At 66.3% G+C, this 15,992-nt stretch carries 16 protein-coding genes and 1 tRNA gene; 4 read left to right on the top strand and 13 right to left on the bottom strand.

Annotated elements, in window-relative coordinates; all coding sequences use genetic code 11:
* Positions 1-55: 55 nt before the first annotated feature.
* The 3 genes from ACIA75_RS05895 to ACIA75_RS05885 form a co-directional block, all read right to left on the bottom strand.
* Entirely contained in the window at positions 56-781 is a 726-nt protein-coding gene (locus ACIA75_RS05895) for a response regulator transcription factor (protein WP_397100318.1), read from the bottom strand.
* Positions 782-1,197: 416 nt separating this feature from the next.
* Positions 1,198-2,820 (bottom strand): trehalose-6-phosphate synthase, encoded by a 1,623-nt coding sequence (locus ACIA75_RS05890; protein WP_397100986.1) that lies wholly within the window; start codon positions 2,818-2,820, stop codon positions 1,198-1,200.
* A gap of 201 nt (positions 2,821-3,021) precedes the next feature.
* Positions 3,022-3,192, bottom strand: coding sequence for a hypothetical protein (locus ACIA75_RS05885; RefSeq protein WP_168433875.1), 171 nt, complete (start codon positions 3,190-3,192; stop codon positions 3,022-3,024).
* 144 nt (positions 3,193-3,336) lie between these two features.
* Between ACIA75_RS05885 and ACIA75_RS05880 the strand changes: the two genes are divergently transcribed.
* From ACIA75_RS05880 to ACIA75_RS05865, 4 genes are all read left to right on the top strand, one after another.
* Positions 3,337-4,170 (top strand): alpha/beta fold hydrolase, encoded by an 834-nt coding sequence (locus ACIA75_RS05880; RefSeq protein ID WP_397100315.1) that lies wholly within the window; start codon positions 3,337-3,339, stop codon positions 4,168-4,170.
* 138 nt (positions 4,171-4,308) lie between these two features.
* Positions 4,309-4,539, top strand: coding sequence for an MbtH family protein (locus ACIA75_RS05875; RefSeq protein ID WP_030522889.1), 231 nt, complete (start codon positions 4,309-4,311; stop codon positions 4,537-4,539).
* A 243-nt stretch (positions 4,540-4,782) separates the two neighbouring features.
* Positions 4,783-4,855, top strand: a tRNA-Thr gene (locus ACIA75_RS05870).
* 55 nt (positions 4,856-4,910) lie between these two features.
* A complete protein-coding gene (locus ACIA75_RS05865) occupies positions 4,911-5,315 on the top strand; it encodes an HNH endonuclease (RefSeq protein WP_397100313.1) in 405 nt (134 codons plus the stop codon).
* 5 nt (positions 5,316-5,320) lie between these two features.
* Here the strand turns inward: ACIA75_RS05865 and ACIA75_RS05860 are convergent, their stop codons facing one another.
* The 10 genes from ACIA75_RS05860 to ACIA75_RS05815 form a co-directional block, all read right to left on the bottom strand.
* Positions 5,321-5,881, bottom strand: a complete 561-nt coding sequence (locus ACIA75_RS05860) for a h domain protein (RefSeq protein WP_397100311.1) — start codon at positions 5,879-5,881, stop codon at positions 5,321-5,323.
* A complete protein-coding gene (locus tag ACIA75_RS05855) occupies positions 5,878-6,786 on the bottom strand; it encodes a hypothetical protein (RefSeq protein WP_397100309.1) in 909 nt (302 codons plus the stop codon). The genes ACIA75_RS05860 and ACIA75_RS05855 overlap by 4 nt, the downstream gene beginning before the upstream one ends.
* Positions 6,783-8,252 carry an MCE family protein gene (locus tag ACIA75_RS05850; protein WP_397100307.1) on the bottom strand — a complete coding sequence of 490 codons (1,470 nt, stop codon included), beginning with the start codon at positions 8,250-8,252 and terminating at the stop codon, positions 6,783-6,785. Before ACIA75_RS05850 ends, ACIA75_RS05855 begins: the two co-directional genes overlap by 4 nt.
* Positions 8,249-9,538: an MCE family protein gene (locus ACIA75_RS05845; RefSeq protein ID WP_397100983.1), complete on the bottom strand. Its 1,290-nt coding sequence runs from the start codon at positions 9,536-9,538 to the stop codon at positions 8,249-8,251. The genes ACIA75_RS05850 and ACIA75_RS05845 overlap by 4 nt, the downstream gene beginning before the upstream one ends.
* On the bottom strand, positions 9,538-10,857 hold the full coding sequence (locus tag ACIA75_RS05840; protein WP_397100305.1) for an MCE family protein: 1,320 nt from the start codon (positions 10,855-10,857) through the stop codon (positions 9,538-9,540). Before ACIA75_RS05840 ends, ACIA75_RS05845 begins: the two co-directional genes overlap by 1 nt.
* 91 nt (positions 10,858-10,948) lie before the next feature.
* The gene (locus tag ACIA75_RS05835; protein ID WP_397100303.1) at positions 10,949-12,010 is read right to left on the bottom strand and encodes an MCE family protein; all 1,062 of its coding nucleotides are present in this window, start codon (positions 12,008-12,010) and stop codon (positions 10,949-10,951) included.
* Entirely contained in the window at positions 12,007-13,032 is a 1,026-nt protein-coding gene (locus ACIA75_RS05830; protein ID WP_397100301.1) for an MCE family protein, read from the bottom strand. The genes ACIA75_RS05835 and ACIA75_RS05830 overlap by 4 nt, the downstream gene beginning before the upstream one ends.
* Positions 13,029-14,336, bottom strand: coding sequence for an MCE family protein (locus ACIA75_RS05825; protein ID WP_397100299.1), 1,308 nt, complete (start codon positions 14,334-14,336; stop codon positions 13,029-13,031). The genes ACIA75_RS05830 and ACIA75_RS05825 overlap by 4 nt, the downstream gene beginning before the upstream one ends.
* 5 nt (positions 14,337-14,341) lie before the next feature.
* Entirely contained in the window at positions 14,342-15,199 is an 858-nt protein-coding gene (locus ACIA75_RS05820; protein WP_397100981.1) for an MlaE family ABC transporter permease, read from the bottom strand.
* Positions 15,200-15,204: 5 nt separating this feature from the next.
* Positions 15,205-15,969 (bottom strand): MlaE family ABC transporter permease, encoded by a 765-nt coding sequence (locus ACIA75_RS05815; RefSeq protein ID WP_397100297.1) that lies wholly within the window; start codon positions 15,967-15,969, stop codon positions 15,205-15,207.
* Between the last annotated feature and the right edge of the window lie 23 nt (positions 15,970-15,992).

The following is a 15,992-nucleotide window of genomic DNA, read 5'->3' as shown; positions in this document are numbered from 1 at the left end:
GCGAACCGACCGGTCAGACCGCTCAGCCGACGATCCGCCGTCGCGACGTTGCCGCTCACGACCGGACCGCGGGCAATTCCCGCATCACGTACCCGACCCCGCGCAACGTATGGATCAGCCGCTGCGGCCCGGTGTCGACCTTCTTGCGCAGATAGGAGACATAGGTCTCCACCACTCCGACCTCACCGCCGAAGTCGTAGCGCCACACATGATCCAGAATCCGCGGTTTGCTGAGCACGGTCCCCGCGTTCACCATGAAGTACCGCAGCAGCGTGAACTCGGTCGGCGACAGCGCGACAGGCTCGCCGGCCTTGAACACCTCATGGGTGTCATCGTCCAGCTCGATATCGGCGAACCGGATCCGCGACCGCTCCCGCTCCGGCGCGACCGCACCCGCTCGCCGCAGGATCACCCGCAGCCGGGCCACCACCTCTTCCAAGCTGAACGGTTTGGTGACATAGTCGTCGGCGCCGAGGGTCAGTCCGGTGACCTTGTCCTGCACATCGTCGCGGGCGGTCAGGAACAGCACGGGAGCGTCGATCCCGTCGGCCCGCAGCCGCCGCAGCAGCCCGAACCCGTCCATTCCGGGCATCATCACATCGACGATGAGCGCATCCGGCCGGAACCCCCGGGCCACGTCCAGCGCCTGCGCCCCATCGGACGCGGAAGCCACCTCGAACCCCTGGAACCGCAGGCTCACGGTCAACAGCTCGACGATCATGGCCTCGTCGTCGACCACCAGCACCCGGGCCTCCGGGGCTGCATCCGGCGCACCACTCATGACCCCATCCTGAACCAGTCCCCTGGTACTCGGCTGCACGCTCCCTGTGAACACGCTGTGTTATCGGCGCGCTGGCGCGCGCGGGGGTTTTGGCCCCCTTGGGCCCTGCTTTCAGCCCTCGAGACTCGCGGCTGCGCCGCATGCGCTTCGAGGGCTGAAAGCAGGGCCGGGCCAAAACCTCCAAGGGCCTCGCTGAACTCGGCACCGCCGCTGGGCACGTCAGGTTCGATCGGGGTTATGAGATCGCCAAGGGCCTCGTAAGACTCGGCGGCGCCGCTGGGCACGTCAGGTTCGGCCGCGGCCATGGGACCGCCGAGGGCCTCACCGAACCCGGCGCCGGGCACGTTCGGGACAGGGGTGGCCCACGGGATAGGGCCCCGGGGGCTCAGCAACCACAGCGGCTGGCGCCGGCGACCCTACTCGGAGTATTCCTGGTCGGCGTCGGCCATCAAGGCTTTGCCCGCGACCTGGCCCTTCGCCAGGGCATCGAGGAAGGCGCGGGCCCAGCGGTCGACATCGTGCGCCAGGACCTGGCGGCGGAGGGAGCGCATGCGGCGGCGGCGGGTTTCGTGATCGTCGGTGATGGCCGAGATGATGGCGTCTTTCACGCTGTCCAGGTCGTGGGGGTTGCACAGGTAGGACTGGCGGAGTTCGGCGGCGGCACCGGTGAACTCACTGAGCACCAGGGCGCCGTTGAGGCCGCTGTGACTGGCCACGTACTCCTTGGCGACCAGGTTCATCCCGTCGCGCAGTGGGGTCACCAGCATGACGTCGGCGGCGACGAAGAAGGCGATGAGCTCCTCGCGCGCGATCGGGCGGTGCAGGTAATGCACGACGGGATGTCCGACCTGCGCGAACTCCCCGTTGATGCGGCCGACCTGACGTTCGATATCGCCTCGCATCTGGATATAGCTTTCCACCCGCTCCCGGCTCGGGGTGGCCAGCTGCACCATGACCGTTTCGGCGGGATCGACGCGGCCCTCGTCGAGCAGTTCTTCCAGCGCGTTGAGCCGGATATCGATGCCCTTGGTGTAATCGAGCCGGTCCACGCCGAGCAGGATGTTCTTCGGGCTGCCCAGTTCCGAACGGATCCGGGCCGCACGTTCCTTCACCGAGCGGCGCCGCGAATGCTCGTCCAGCCCGGCGGAATCGATGGAGATCGGGAACGCGCCCACCCGGACGGTCCGGAAGCCGACCTGCACCACACCCATCTTCGAGCGCACCCCGACGGTGCCGCGCGAGGTGGGCTGTCCGGCCAGCCGCCGGGCCAGATACAGGAAGTTCTGCGCGCCGCCCGGCAGGTGGAAACCGATCAGATCCGCTCCCAGCAGGCCTTCCACGATCTCGGTGCGCCACGGCATCTGCATGAACAGCTCGACCGGCGGGAAGGGAATATGCAGGAAGAAACCGATGGTGAGGTCCGGGCGCAGCATCCGCAGCATCTTCGGCACCAGCTGCAACTGGTAGTCCTGGACCCAGACCGTCGCGCCTTCGGCCGCGACCTTGGCAGTCTCTTCGGCGAAGCGCCGGTTCACCTGCACATAGGCCGACCACCAGGCCCGGTGGTAGACCGGACGGACGATCACGTCGTGGTACAGCGGCCACAGCGTCGCGTTGGAGAAACCCTCGTAGTAGTCGGTGACCTCCTGCGCCGACAGCGGCACCGGAAACAGCTCCAGCCCGTCCTCGACGATCGGTTCCACATCCACGTCCGGAACGCCGGCCCAGCCCACCCAGGCACCTCGGTTGCTGCGCAGAACCGGCTCGAGTGCGGTCACCAGACCACCCGGGCTGCGCTTCCAGCGGGTGCTCCCGTCGGGCAGTTTCTCCAGATCGACGGGGAGGCGGTTGGCCACGACCACGAACCCTGAACCGGCGCCGCGCTCGCGCAGCGGTTCGGCCTCCACCGGCTCGGGAACCGCCACCGCCGGGGCTATCGGCGCGGCGACCGGACCGGAACCGTTGCGGTCACCGGGCAGGTCCGCGGATACGCCGGTTTCATCCTGGGGGGTGGAATCGCTGGACGGCTGATCGGTCATCTGGTCCACTCACGCATCCTTTGCGCGGCGCTGTACGCCGTGTATCGCTGGTGGCATGAGCGAGACCGGCGATCGGTCCGCTTACTCCCGCGGAGGCCGAAGCGCAGGCGAAGGTATCGCACTACCGCCTCCGGGCCTGTCTCGCTCATGGCATGTAGTTGTGTGGATCCGCGGACGTCGCCGTTGGCGCCGGCGGTTCTCTTATTCGGTGCGGGCGCCCGGGCCGATACCGAGCATCGACAGAAGCATCCGGCATTCGTCGGCATCAGCGGCGTAGGCGGCCACGACCCGCTGCGCCTGACGAGCGGTCTCGTCGGCGAGGGGCTCCAGTTCGTCGTCGGCGATACCGTTGGCGCTGCTCTTCGCGGCCATCTCAATCCTCCCGGCAGGTGCGCTGGTATGTGAAATGCCCATGGTATATGTGCCGCCACACGGTCGCTGCGGGCGCGGTAACACAGCGGCACCGATGTGGCTATACCGTGGGCAAGCGGAAACGATCAGGAAGGGGCCGTCAGCATGCCGTTGGCCACGGTGAACGGAATATCGATCAATTATCAGGTCAAGGGAGACCGTTCCAAGGGCACCGATGTGAAAGGCGGCGGCCCGCTCGTGGTGATGATCATGGGAACCGGCAGCCCAGGGCGGGTATGGGAGCTGCATCAGGTCCCCGCGCTGGTCTCCGCCGGTTACCGGGTCTGCACCTTCGACAACCGGGGTATCGCGCCCTCCTACGAGGCCGCCGACGGGATGACCATCCATGAGCTGGTGGCCGATACCGCGGGGCTGATCGAATTCCTGGACGAGGGTCCGGCGCTGGTCGCGGGCACATCGATGGGTGCGCGGGTAGCCCAGGAGCTCGCCTTGGCCCGGCCCGATCTGGTGCGCAAGGCCGTATTCCTGGCCGGGCACGGCCGGCTGGACCAGTTCCAGAAGACCTTGTCGCTGGGCGAGCACGAGATGGACGCCAACGGGGTGAAGCTGCCGCCGAAGTACGATGCCGCGATCACCGCGGTGATGAATCTCTCGCCGGCCACGATGGCCGATCGGAATGCGGCCCGGGACTGGCTGGACTTGTTCGAGTTCACCGGCGGTCCGGTCACGCCGGGCATCCGGGCCCAGCGCAAAATGGATCACGAATTCGACCGGCTCCAGGCCTACCGGGCAATCCGGGTGCCGTGCCTGGCGGTGGGCTTCGCGGACGACCGGATGATCCCGCCGTACCTGTCCCGCGAGGTCGCCGAGGCCATCCCCGGCGGTCGCTACCAGGAGGTTCCGGACGCGGGCCATTATGGCTACCTGGAGCGGCCGGATACAGTGAACAAGATCCTCCTGGAGTTCTTCGCCTCCTGAGGGGAGGCCCACAGTTAACGCCGGCCTTGCTAGGGTCGACACATCGTTGGGTTCGTGACACGGCAGCCGAAGGCCGACCGTCGTCGCGGCGCCCGGACAGATCCGTACACATACGCGCGAGCACCCCTGTGAGGTGAAATGAGCACCAACCCGTTCGACGACGAGGACGGCCGCTTCTTCGTTCTGGTCAACGATGAAGAACAGCACTCCCTGTGGCCGGCGTTCGCCGAGGTCCCGGCCGGCTGGCGGGTCGTCTTCGGTGAGGACAGCCGCGCTGCCTGCGTGGAGTACGTCGAGCAGAACTGGACCGATATGCGGCCCAAGAGCCTGCGTGACGCCATGGCAGCCGACGAAGCGGCTCGCAAGTAGTTCCGACTCCGCAGGCCCGGCCGGCACAGACTCCACCCTGTGCGACACCGATCAGGTGCCGCGTGGGAAGGTTTGTTCGCGCGCAACGGCCGGGCTTGCGCCGTCTCCCGGCCCGGCCCACGACTGCGGCAGGGGGAGTCGCAAAAACCGAACCTCGCATATGGTGATTGTGAATCGGTTTCGCGAACCCGGTGGCGGCCCCGTATGATCGGCTGCCGAGCGTCTCGATATTCGAGCCGCTCCGCCGCCTTGGCGCAACTGGCAGCGCAACGTACTTGTAATGCGTAGGTTGGGGGTTCGAGTCCCCCAGGCGGCTCTTGTTTCGTTCCGGCCCACCGACAATGTCGGTGGGCCGGAGTAATTTCCGCACCATGAGGCGATGCCGGGGGTGCTCCGCGCTACTGATCAAACGCAGCCAGAAGCTGTATTGCGCAACGAGCTGTCAGCAGGCAGCACAGCGCCGAGAGAAGACGCGGCAGTGGCTCGCCACGGGCGTGGCCGATGTCGGTAGCTACCAGGGCCATTACATCCGTGACTATCTCACCCGGGTCCAGGGGAATCGCTGTGCTCTCTGCGAGATCGACAACGAATGGTGCGGAAAACCGCTCAACTTCGTACTCGATCACGTCAACGGCGAATCGACCGACAACCGGCGCGAGAACCTCCGTCTCATCTGCCCGAACTGTGATTCCCAGTTACCGACGTACAAAAGCCGCAACCGTGGGAAAGGCCGGCATCTTCGTCGCGCGCGATATGCGCGCGGCCAGTCCTACTAGATGATTCAGATGGGGGTTACCGAGGCTACGAGCCACTGGTCGTCGGATTTGTCCAGGGCGACCCGGACCCGGCTGCCTGTGGTGGTGCCCTGCGGGCTCTCCTTGCTGGTGGTCAGCTGGTTCAGGAACAGGAGTACCACCGCGTGTGCCCGGTCCGCGGAGACCACTCCGCCGGCTTGTGTGGTGGCCTTGACGGTGAGTTCTTTCTCCTTGGCACCGGGCACGATCGCCTGGTCGATGAGCTGGAGATAGTCCGCCTTGAATTCGGGAGCGAGATTCTCCGCGGCCTTGGGCAGTTCCTTTTCCACCGTCTGGAATTCGTAGCTGAACATGGACGAGACCGTGCTGGTCGCGGCGGCGACGGCGTCGGTGCGCGATTGTTCCGACTGGCGGTAGTCCCAATAGCGGTAGCCGCCGATTCCCGCGACGACAGCGGCCGCGACCACCACGACCGCGGTGAGGCCGATCAGGATCTTGTTGCGCATCTTCATGCCGGTCCTCTCGGCGGAACGCTTTTCCTCGGTCGTGCTGTGCCCATCGGGCAGAACAGGGCCTGACTCGCTCATGCCACGAACTCCACGTCGGAGGCGGTCAGGGTTCCGTCGTCCGCGCGCTGCACGGTGACCCGGAACCGGTAGAACCGTTGCTGTTCGCCTTCGGCGCCCGCGTTGGTGAGCGTTTGTTTGGCGGCGACCAGGACGACCCCGGACTTCTCGTCGTCCCGTTCCACCGCGGCCTCGACGACCTCGCCCGTGGAGACGACCTTGGCCTGTTTGACGATTTCGGTGAACGGGTCGATCCGGCCGTCGAACTCGGTTTTGAATTCGCCGGAGGCCATGGTGAGGATTCTGTCGATATCCTCTTTGGCCGTATCGGCCCGGATGGTGGTCAGGTTGAGCACCGTCTGCCGCGCCGTCGCGACGTAGTCGGCGCGGCGCTCGTCTCGCTGCGCGGTGGACTGGACGGCGATCATCGACACCACCGCGGCGCCGACCAGTCCGATCACCAGCACAGCGGCCGCGGTGAGCGCGACAACCCGCTTCCAGGTACGCCGGGGGCCGGCCTTCTCCGCCTGCTCGCTGTCGAGATCGGTGGAGCCGGGTTCGGGCGTTGCTTCCTTCGCGAGCGTGACGACGACGGTGGGTGCGTCGGATTCCTTGTCGCCGGTACCCGACGGTTCCGCGTCGGACTTGCCGAGCCGGACGGTCGTCGCGGCAGCGGTGTGCTCGGAGATCGCCTCGGACTCTTCGCCCGCGACTCCACCGGCTGGTTCGGCAGGGCTCGCGTCGCCGGTATCCGTCGGCGCAGCAGGCGTGGACTCCGTCTCAGCGATGGTGAGCTTCTCGGTCGCGGCCGTCTGGGGAGCGGCCGCGGTACCGGCGTCGAGCTGCTCGGTCACGTCCTCGACCGGCGGACCCGCTGTCCGGCTCGCCCGCCTGCGGGAACGGCGGGGGTCCTTGGTTTCGCTCATTGTTGCTGCTCCTCGAACATTGCCTGCCAATCCGCGGGTACGGCGCCTGATCCGCCGGGTGAGATATCGCCCTGACGGTAGCTGCGACCGTCGGTGCCGGTATATACCCCGGTGGCCGGATCGTACGAGAGAGCGGCGGCGGGGGTGCTTGCGCCCGAGAAACTAGCAGGTGCGGGGGGTACTCCCGCAACCCCGGGCCCTGAATCGGGCGCGGCGGCCGGGGCCACGCCGGGTGCCGGCGGTTCGGTCGGGGCCACCGGTTGCGGCGGCCCGAACGGCGGATTCGTGCCTTCCGGAACATATCCGGTGCGGCACAGTTCGGGGGTCGGTGCGCGGCGGCCCGGGTATTCCATACACGGCGTGTTGCGAATACCGCGCACCGCGCTCTTGTCGTCCTGCGGAGTCTTGCAGTACAGGCCCTTGGGTGTAGGGATCGTGTCGACCTGGTCGGGTCCGCGGCGTTGATCGGGCGGCAGGAAACCGGTCGTACAGGCCGGCGGATCGTTGAGCACCGTCATGAAGTCGACCAGCGCGCCGTATTCCATGGGGCCGCGCACCGCCGTGAGCAGCGCGGCGATCAGCGGCGGGTAGACGACCAGGATCTGCTCCAGGCCGGGGTGGTAGGTGACACCGACCTGACCCAGACTCACCAGATTGTTCAGCAACAGCGGCAGAGTCGGCCGCAGTTCGTCGAACTGCTGGGTGACCCGGTCCAGTGCGGCGGGGCCGTTGGCGAGAATGCTGCGCAGAGCTGGATCGTGGGCACGCAACTGATCGGTGACGACCGCCAGATCACGGGTCCACGATCGGATCGCGGCATCCGAGTTCACCTGGGTGTCGAGCAGTGGGCCGATCTGTTCGATGAGCTGTTTGGTCGGCTCGACATTGTCGTTCGCTTCCTGCACCAGCAGGGCCGCGGAGTCGAGGAACCGTTGCAGATCCGGTCCGGCACCGTTGAAGGCCCGGAACGCCTCGTCGATAACCTGGCGCAGCCGGGTATCGGCAACGCTGGCCAGCAGCCGATCGGCCTGGTCCAGCAGGGCTCCCACGTCTTGCGGCAGCTCGGTGCGGTCCACCGGGATCACGCTGCCGTCATACAAGTTGGCATCCCCGGGGTTGTCCGGCGGGACCAGGTCGACGTACTGCTCGCCGATCGCCGAGACGCTGCGCACCAGCGCGGTGGAATCGGCCGGAATCTTGTAGTCGCTGTCGACCGACAGCCGGGCTTCCACACCGTCGCTGGTGAGCCGGACCTCGCGCACCACACCGACGTTCGTGCCACGGTAGGCGACGTTGGAGTTCTGATAGAGCCCGCCGGTGGCGGCGAGTTGCAGCGTGACCTCGTAGCGCCCGATGCCGAACATGGCGGGTACGCCCAGGTAGGTGCCGCCCATGACGGTCAGGCCGACGACCGTCAGGATGGCGAAGATGGTCAGCTGGATGCGGACGAATCGACTGAGCGTCACTGGCCTTCGCCCCCTTGCGGCTGCGCGGGCAGCGGCACCGTCAGCCCCGGAATGGCGGGCAGGCCGGGGATGGGCGGCAGCCCGGGGATGGTCGGTTGCGGCTGGTCACTGGGCGTGCCCGGGGGCGGTGCCAGCGGAGTCGTGAGCGGGTTGCCCTGTTCGCCGGCGGGTCCGGCCACCTGTCCGAGCGCGAGTTCCACGCCGCCGAACTTGCCACCGAGGCCGGTGCCGGTGAGGAAGTTCGAGTCCAGCCGTGCGGCGGTCATATCCACCGTCATGAACAGATTTAAGTAGTCGCCCTTGATCGCGTTGTCCAGGTTCTTCAGCGGGAACGGGAACGAGGCGATGATTTTCAGCGATTCGGTGAGATCGGTGCCGGTGTCGGCCAGCGTCTGCAGGACCGGGGCCAGGTTGGCCAGGTTCGCTTTCAGATCGTCGCCGCTGGCGGTGATCAGCCGGTTCACCACATCACTGAGTTCACCGAGTTTGGTGATGGTGGTGGTGATGTTCTGCCGGCGATCGGCCAGCACGGTCAGCGCGGGATGGATTTCCTCGATCGCCGCTTCCACCACATCGGTCTGCTCGACGAATTGCCCGGAGAGCCGGTCCAGTCCGCTTATCGCGGCGATGATGTCGTCGCGCTGCGCGTTCAGGTTGCCGATCAGATCGTTCATCTGCGGGATCAGGTCCCGGACCTCCTCCTCGTTGCCGACCAGGGCCGAGTTGAGTTCGCGGGTGATGTTCTCCAGCTGTGAGATACCGCCGCCGTTGAGCACCACCGACAGCGAGGACAGCACCTGCTCGGTGGTCGGGTAGACACCGGCCCGGTCCAGCGGGATCACATCACCGTCGGCGAGCCGTCCCTCGGGGGCGATACCCGTCGGCGGCGCCAGTTCCACATGGTTGCTGCCGAGCAGACTGGTCTGGCCGATCTTGGCGGTGGCGTTCGCGGGCAGCACCACATCGGGGTTCAGGGAAACCGTCACCAGCGCGTGCCAGCCCTCGACCTCGATATCGGTGACCGCCCCGACCGAGACATCGTCGACGCGTACCGGTGAATTCCGGGTCAGCGTCGTGACATTAGGCATCTGGATCTGCACCGTGTAGGAGCCTTCGCCGGTACCTTCGGTACCGGGCATCGGTAGCGAGTTGAGCCCGTCGTACTGGCAACCCGTGATCGGTAACGCCAGTGCGAGCCCGACGGCGAGGGCTGCGGCCCGGCGCCGGAAACCCGGCGCGGACAATGCCGGCCGGATATCCGGCGCCCACAACGCGAGTCGGCGCATCATCGTCCTCCTCCGGGCAGGCCGGGAACTTCGGGAAGCGGAAGGCCCGGGATCGCCAGCCCCGCGACACCGGCCGGAACCGATATGGGTGCGGGCGCGGGCGCCGCCGGGGGTCCCACCTTCTGCGGATCCACCCGCCCGGGCAGGTCCGGGGTGGTGTAGTCCAACTGGTTCGGGAAGGCGGTCACACCGGTCGCGGGGTTGGTCATGATCGGCACGTAGTTCATCGCCAGCGAACTGATCACCGGAGCGAGATATTGGGCGCACAGGTCGGCGGTGGTATCGGATTCGTGCTGTTCCAGGGACCGCACCGAACCGCACAGGAAGCTCACCGGATCGGCGAAGTTGTTCAGCGAGATGGCACCGGTCAGCGTGCCCTGGGCGGGCTTGTAGATCTGGTAGAAGTTCACCAGCGCGGTCGGGCCGGAGTGCAGCGCCTGTTCCAGCTCCGGCCGTTTGTCGACCAGGATCTGGGTCACGTCGGCCAGCCGCTGGACACCCTCGGTGAGCTCGGTACCGCTGCCGTCGAGGAACCGCCGCACATCGGTCAGTGCCAGGTCCAGGTTGTCCAGGCCGGCGCCCAGATCCTGTGACACTCCGGCCAGCACGGAGGACACCGAAGCCAGCCGCCCGCCGAATTCCACGATCTGGTCGTTGCTCTTGGACAGCACGTCCACGAACTTCTGCAGATTGCGAATGGTGCCGAACAGGTCGGTGCGGCCGTCGGACAGTGTGGTCAAGGTGGCGGACAGTTCCCGCAGGGTGCTGCGGAAGGCGTCGCCGTTCCCGTCGAGGTTGTTCGCGGCCGTGTCCACGAAGCGCCCGAAGGAGCCCTGGGGGTCGTCGCCGACCGGGCCGAGCGCGGTGGAGAGTTTGTTGAGCTCGGTTTTGATGTCGTCCCACTCCACCGGGACCGCGGTCCGTTCGAGGGGGATCTCCGCACCGTCGCTCATTTTGTCCCCACCGGTGTAGGCGGGAGCGATCTGGATGAAGCGGGCGGAAACCAGCGACGGCGCGATGATCACGGCCCGCGCGTCGGCGGGCAGGTCGACGCTGCCGTCGACCGTCATGGTCACCTTCGCCTGGTCCTTACCGGGCTCGACGGAGTCGATCTTGCCGATGGGTACGCCCAGCACCCGCACATCGTCGCCCGGGTAGATACCGCTGGTGGAGGTGAAATACGCGGTGATCTCGTGTTTGGTGAGCCGGTTGTATGCGGCGTAACCACCGACGACCACCAGCGCGATCACCAGCACCCCGGCGACGATCCCCACCCACTTACCGGGAATGGCCCGGACCTTGTCCTGCAGACTACTCACAGGCTTCTCCTCGGAGCAGGTTGATGCGGTGCGCGGAGACCGGAGCAAGTTTGCGGTCCGCGGCGGCCGCAGCGAAGGCGGAGGGATCGCATCATCGCGGCGGCTCCTGTGCGGACGGGCCGATCTTGGGACCGGGTTCGAGCAGATAGGCGCGCAGCGATTCGGGCAGATGCTGCGGCCAGACCAGCGCGTCCACCAGCGGATGCAGGGTTTCACTGCTGGCATTGACGACGTAGGCGTTGAAGTACGGGCCACTGCCGACCTGTTCGCCGAGGGCCGCGGCGAACGGGCCGAGGCCGTCGAGCGCGTCGGTGATGTTGTCCCGGTTGCGCTCCAGCAGGTCGAGCACCGAATTGAGTTTGTCCAGTGCGGGTTTCAGCTGCGCTTCGTTGTCGTGGACCAGCCCGGACAGCTGCTGGGCGAGCGAATTGACGTAGACGATCATCTGACTGATCGCGGTGCGCCGCCGATCCAGTTCACCGAGTAGCTGGTTCCCGTCGACCAGCAGCGCGTTGATCGAATCGGCGCGGTCGGCCAGGATCTTGGTGACGTTCTGCGCGCGGGTGAGCAGATCCGACAGTGCCTGGTCGCGCGCATTGATGGTGCGCGACAGTGCGGTCACACCGTCCAGGGCCGATCGCAGCGGCGCCGGGGTGTCGGCGAAGGCCGCCGAGAGTTCGTCCAGCGTCTGGTTCACCTTCGGCAGATCCAGATCCTGCACGGTCTGGCCGAGGTCGCCGAGCGCCTCGTTCAGGGAGTACGGCGAGGTGGTCCGGGTGAGTGGAATGGTCTCGGTGACCGTCAGGGTTCCGTCGCCGTCCGGAGTTACCGCCAGCGATTTGCGGCCGAGGACAGTATTGGTCTTGATCGCGGCGGAGGTCTTGTCGCCCAGCGCGATCGAATCGTCGACGCTGAACCGCACCAGGACCTGGGCGCCGTCGAGGCTGACATCCTCCACCCGGCCGGACTTCACCCCGGCGACCTCGACATCGTCACCGGTCACCAGCCCGCCGGCGTCGGCGAAATACGCGGTGTACACGGCGCCACCGCGGATGAACGGCAGCCGTTCGAATTGCAGCGCGGTCAGCGCCACCGCGACCGCCAGCACCAATCCCACGATGCCGATGGTCACCGCACGCGATTGCTCCTTCATTCGCTCGCACACCTTCCGGTCGTCTGCTCACCGGGCAGTTCGAGTAGCAGGGGCTTTCCGTCCGGACCGTCGACCAGGAAGTTCGTTCCGCATACGTAGATGTTCAGGAACGACCCGTAGGCGCCGATACGGTTCAGTTTCTTGTAGGCCCCCGGCAGTTCGTCGAGAACATACTGCACAGTGTCCGAACCATTGTCGAGGTTGGTGGCCAGCCGGCCGGTCTGCGCGATGGTCGCGGCCAGGTCGGGGCGGGCCTGCACCAGCAGATCGTTGGCCGCGACCGTGGCGTCGGCGATCTTCGGCAGCGCGGCGCCGATCGGATCGCGATCGGCGGCGAGGCCGCTGACCAGCCGGCGCAGTTCGTCGATCGTGGTGGCGAACTGATCGCCGCGGTCGTCGATGGTTTTCAGCACCGAGTTCAGATTGTTGATCACACTGCCGATGAGCGCGTCCCGGTCGGCGAGGGTTTTGGTGAACGAGCCGCTGCTGTTGAGCAGTTCGACGAGCGTGCCGCCCTGCCCCTGGAAAATCTGCAACAGCGCGTTGGTCAGATCGTTGACCTGGGCCGGATCCAGACCGCGCAGCAATGGTTTGAAGCCACCCAGCAGCATGTCCAGGTCGAGGGCCGGCGCGGTCTTGTCCAGGCCGAGGGTGCCGCCCTCGTGCAGGGTGGTCGCCTCCCCCGGCCCTTCCATCAGTTCCAGGTAGCGGTCCCCGACCAGGTTTTCGTAGCGGATCGTGGCCCGGGTGCTGGTGAGCAGCCGGTACTTCGTGTCGACGTCGAATTCGACGTGCGCGTGGTATTCGTCGTCGACCTTCACCGAGGAAATCGAGCCGACCGGTACGCCGGCGATTCGCACCTTGTCCCCGGGCAGCATGCCCGAGGCGCTGGTGAAGACCGCCTGGTAGCCGTGCTGGCCGGCAAAACGCACCTGGGAGAAAACCACCACCAATCCGGCGAAGACCAGGGTCATCACCAGGGTGAAGATGGCGAGTTTGACTGTCGTAGCGGTATTTTTCATGGCTGGCCCACCCCCGGGAGCCCGGCGAACAGGACCTGGAACACCTTGGGAGCGTTCAGGTTCAGCTTGGTCGAGGGGATGTAGGGATGCCCTTCCGAGGTATCGGTGACGACATAGTCGGAATGGCTGCCCGGCACGCGATCGGTGGTACCGGCGCAGCGCGGTCCACCCGTGGCATTCACCTTCGGCAGGTCGTTCGGATAGGTGTAGGGCGGTGTGCCGTACATGAAACCGGTGTTCAGGGCCACGCCCTCCTGTAGGCCGCCGAAGACCGCCTCACCGACCGGCATCGCCTTGGCGGCACCACCGATGAGACAAGCCAGTGCCGGCTTGTACTGGTTCAGTAGTTCCGTGGTCGGGCGCAGCAGATCCAGGGCGGTGCCGAACTGTGCCTCGTTCTCGTGCAGCACCGCGCCGGTGGTATCGGCGAGCCCGGTGAGATTTGCCAGCAGTGCGTCGACATCCGATTCGGATTCCGTGATGGTGCGGCTGCTGACCGTGGCGTTGTCGACGGTGCGCAGCAGGTCTCCGGAGACATCCGCGTACAGGTTGCCCACGGCCGCGGTGGTCTGGAAGTCGCGCTGCAGTGTCGGCAGCGTCGGGTTGATCTCCCGGAGATAGGAATCGCCGTTCACCAGCAGCTGTCCGAGCGATTCGCCGCGGCCCTGCAACGCGGTACCCATCGCGGTGAGGGTGGCGCTGAGCTTCTCCGGCTCCACCTGGGCCAGTACATCGCTGAGGTGCTGGAACAACGTGTTGAACTCGACGGTGACCTTCTCGGTTGCCAGCCGGGCCCCCGGTTGCAGGCTGCCGGTCTCCGGCTGCTGCGGGATCACGAAGTTGATGTACTTGGCGCCGAACACCGTGGTCGAACGGATATCGACGGTGGCATTGGCGGGAACCAGGTGCAGCAAATCAGGGTCCAGCGCCAGGCGCAGATCGGTGCCCTCGTCGCCGGCGTCGATGGCGGCAACCCGGCCGATCTGGACACCACGGACCTTGACCTTCGCGTCCGGGTCCAGCACCAGCCCGCTGCGGGGTGCCGCGACGGTGACGGTGACCGAAGGGGTGAACCCGCCGAAGAACATGGTCAACGACACGAACACCGCGGCCACCACGGCCAGCACCATGGCGGTACCGGCCAGTTTCAGACCGTATTTTCGCTGGACGAGGGTCCACCGGCTCACCGGACGCAGGGGCGCGTGGGGCTCGTCGGAATCGCGGGACGACCCACCCGCGATGCCGTTCGGTCCCTCGGGCCCCGGCCCGAGCTGGTGGCTGTCCGATCGCATCAAATCCGTCATGGCGCCTATCCGGAAAGGTTGAAGTTGCCGGAGGTGCCGTAGACGGCCAGGGAGACCAGCAGGGTTACCGAGACCACCGCGATCAGCGAGGTCCGGACCGCGTTACCCACAGCGATCCCGACCCCGACCGGGCCGCCGGCCGCGTTGTAGCCGTAATACGTATGGATCATCATCACCGCCAATGCCATGACAATGGCCTGGCCGAACGACCACAGAATGTCGCTCGGAATAAGAAATGTGGAGAAATAGTGGTCGTATACGCCGGCCGACTGCCCGTAGATGATCACGGTCGCGAACCGGCTGGCGACGAAGGAAGCGATCACCGCGAGCGCGTACAGCGGCACGATGGCGATCATCCCGGCCAGCACCCGGGTGCTGACCAGGTACGGCATCGGCCGGATCGCCATCGATTCGAGCGCGTCGATCTCCTCCGCCACCCGCATCGCGCCCAGCTGTGCGGTGGAGCCCGCGCCGATGGTCGCGGCCAGCCCGATTCCGGAGATCACCGGCGCCGCGATGCGCACATTGAGGAAGGCGGCGAAGAACCCGGTCAGGGCCTCGACCCCGATATTGCCGAGCGAGCTGTACCCCTGGACGGCGATGGTGGCGCCGGAGAACAGAGTCAGGAACCCGACGATCACGACCGTGCCGCCGATCACCGCGAGCGCACCGGTACCCATGCTGATCTCGGCGATCAACCGGATCGTCTCGGTGCGGTAGTGCACCAGCGCGCGCGGCATGGAACCGAACGTCTTGGCGTAGAACACGGCCTGTTTGCCGAGCTCGTCCAGCGAGGAGGAGAACCTGCGGACGCGGCGCGTCACTCTGGGGAAACGGGACTGGATGATCACGGAGGCCGACATCTGCGTCACCGCACCGAGAATTTGAGACCGACCGCCGTGACGACGACGTTCACCACGAACAGCGCCATGAAGGCGAAAACCACTGTCTGGTTCACCGCATCACCGACACTCTTGGGACCACCTTTGACATTCAGGCCCAGGTAACAGGCGACCAATCCGGCAATCAGGCCGAACAGGCCGGCCTTGACCTCGGAAATGATCAACTCCGGCAGATTGGTCAGCAGCGTGATGCCGTTGACGAACGCACCCGGGTTCACGTCCTGCAGATACACCGAGAAAAGAAACCCACCGACGATGCCGATGGTGCAGACCAGGCTGTTCAGCATCAATGCGACGAACATCGATGCCAGTACCCGCGGTACCACCAGCCGGTGGATGGGGTCGATACCGAGTACCTTCATGGCGTCGATCTCTTCCCTGATCGTGCGGGCGCCGAGATCTGCGCAGATGGCCGTGGCGCCGGCGCCGGCGACGATGAGCACCGTGACGATCGGCCCGACCTGGGTCACCGCGCCGAAGGCCGCACCGGCACCGCTGAGATCGGCGGCGCCGATTTCGCGGAGCAGAATGTTCAGCACGAAAACCACGAGCACGGTGAACGGAATGGCGACGAGCACGGTCGGCAGGATCGATACGCGCGCTACGAACCACGACTGATCGATGAATTCGCGCAACTGGAACGGGCGGCGAATGCTCGCCCGGGCCACCGATGCGGCAAGTTCGAAAAATCCGCCGACGGCCCGCAGTGGGACGGCAAGGACGTCGTTCACTCTGGATCCTCCTTGCCTAACCA

It is taken from the genome of Nocardia sp. NPDC051750, assembly GCF_044453135.1.
Taxonomy (GTDB): domain Bacteria; phylum Actinomycetota; class Actinomycetes; order Mycobacteriales; family Mycobacteriaceae; genus Nocardia.
Note: the sequence above shows the minus strand (reverse complement) of the source record. Positions and strands in the feature narration are given on the sequence as shown.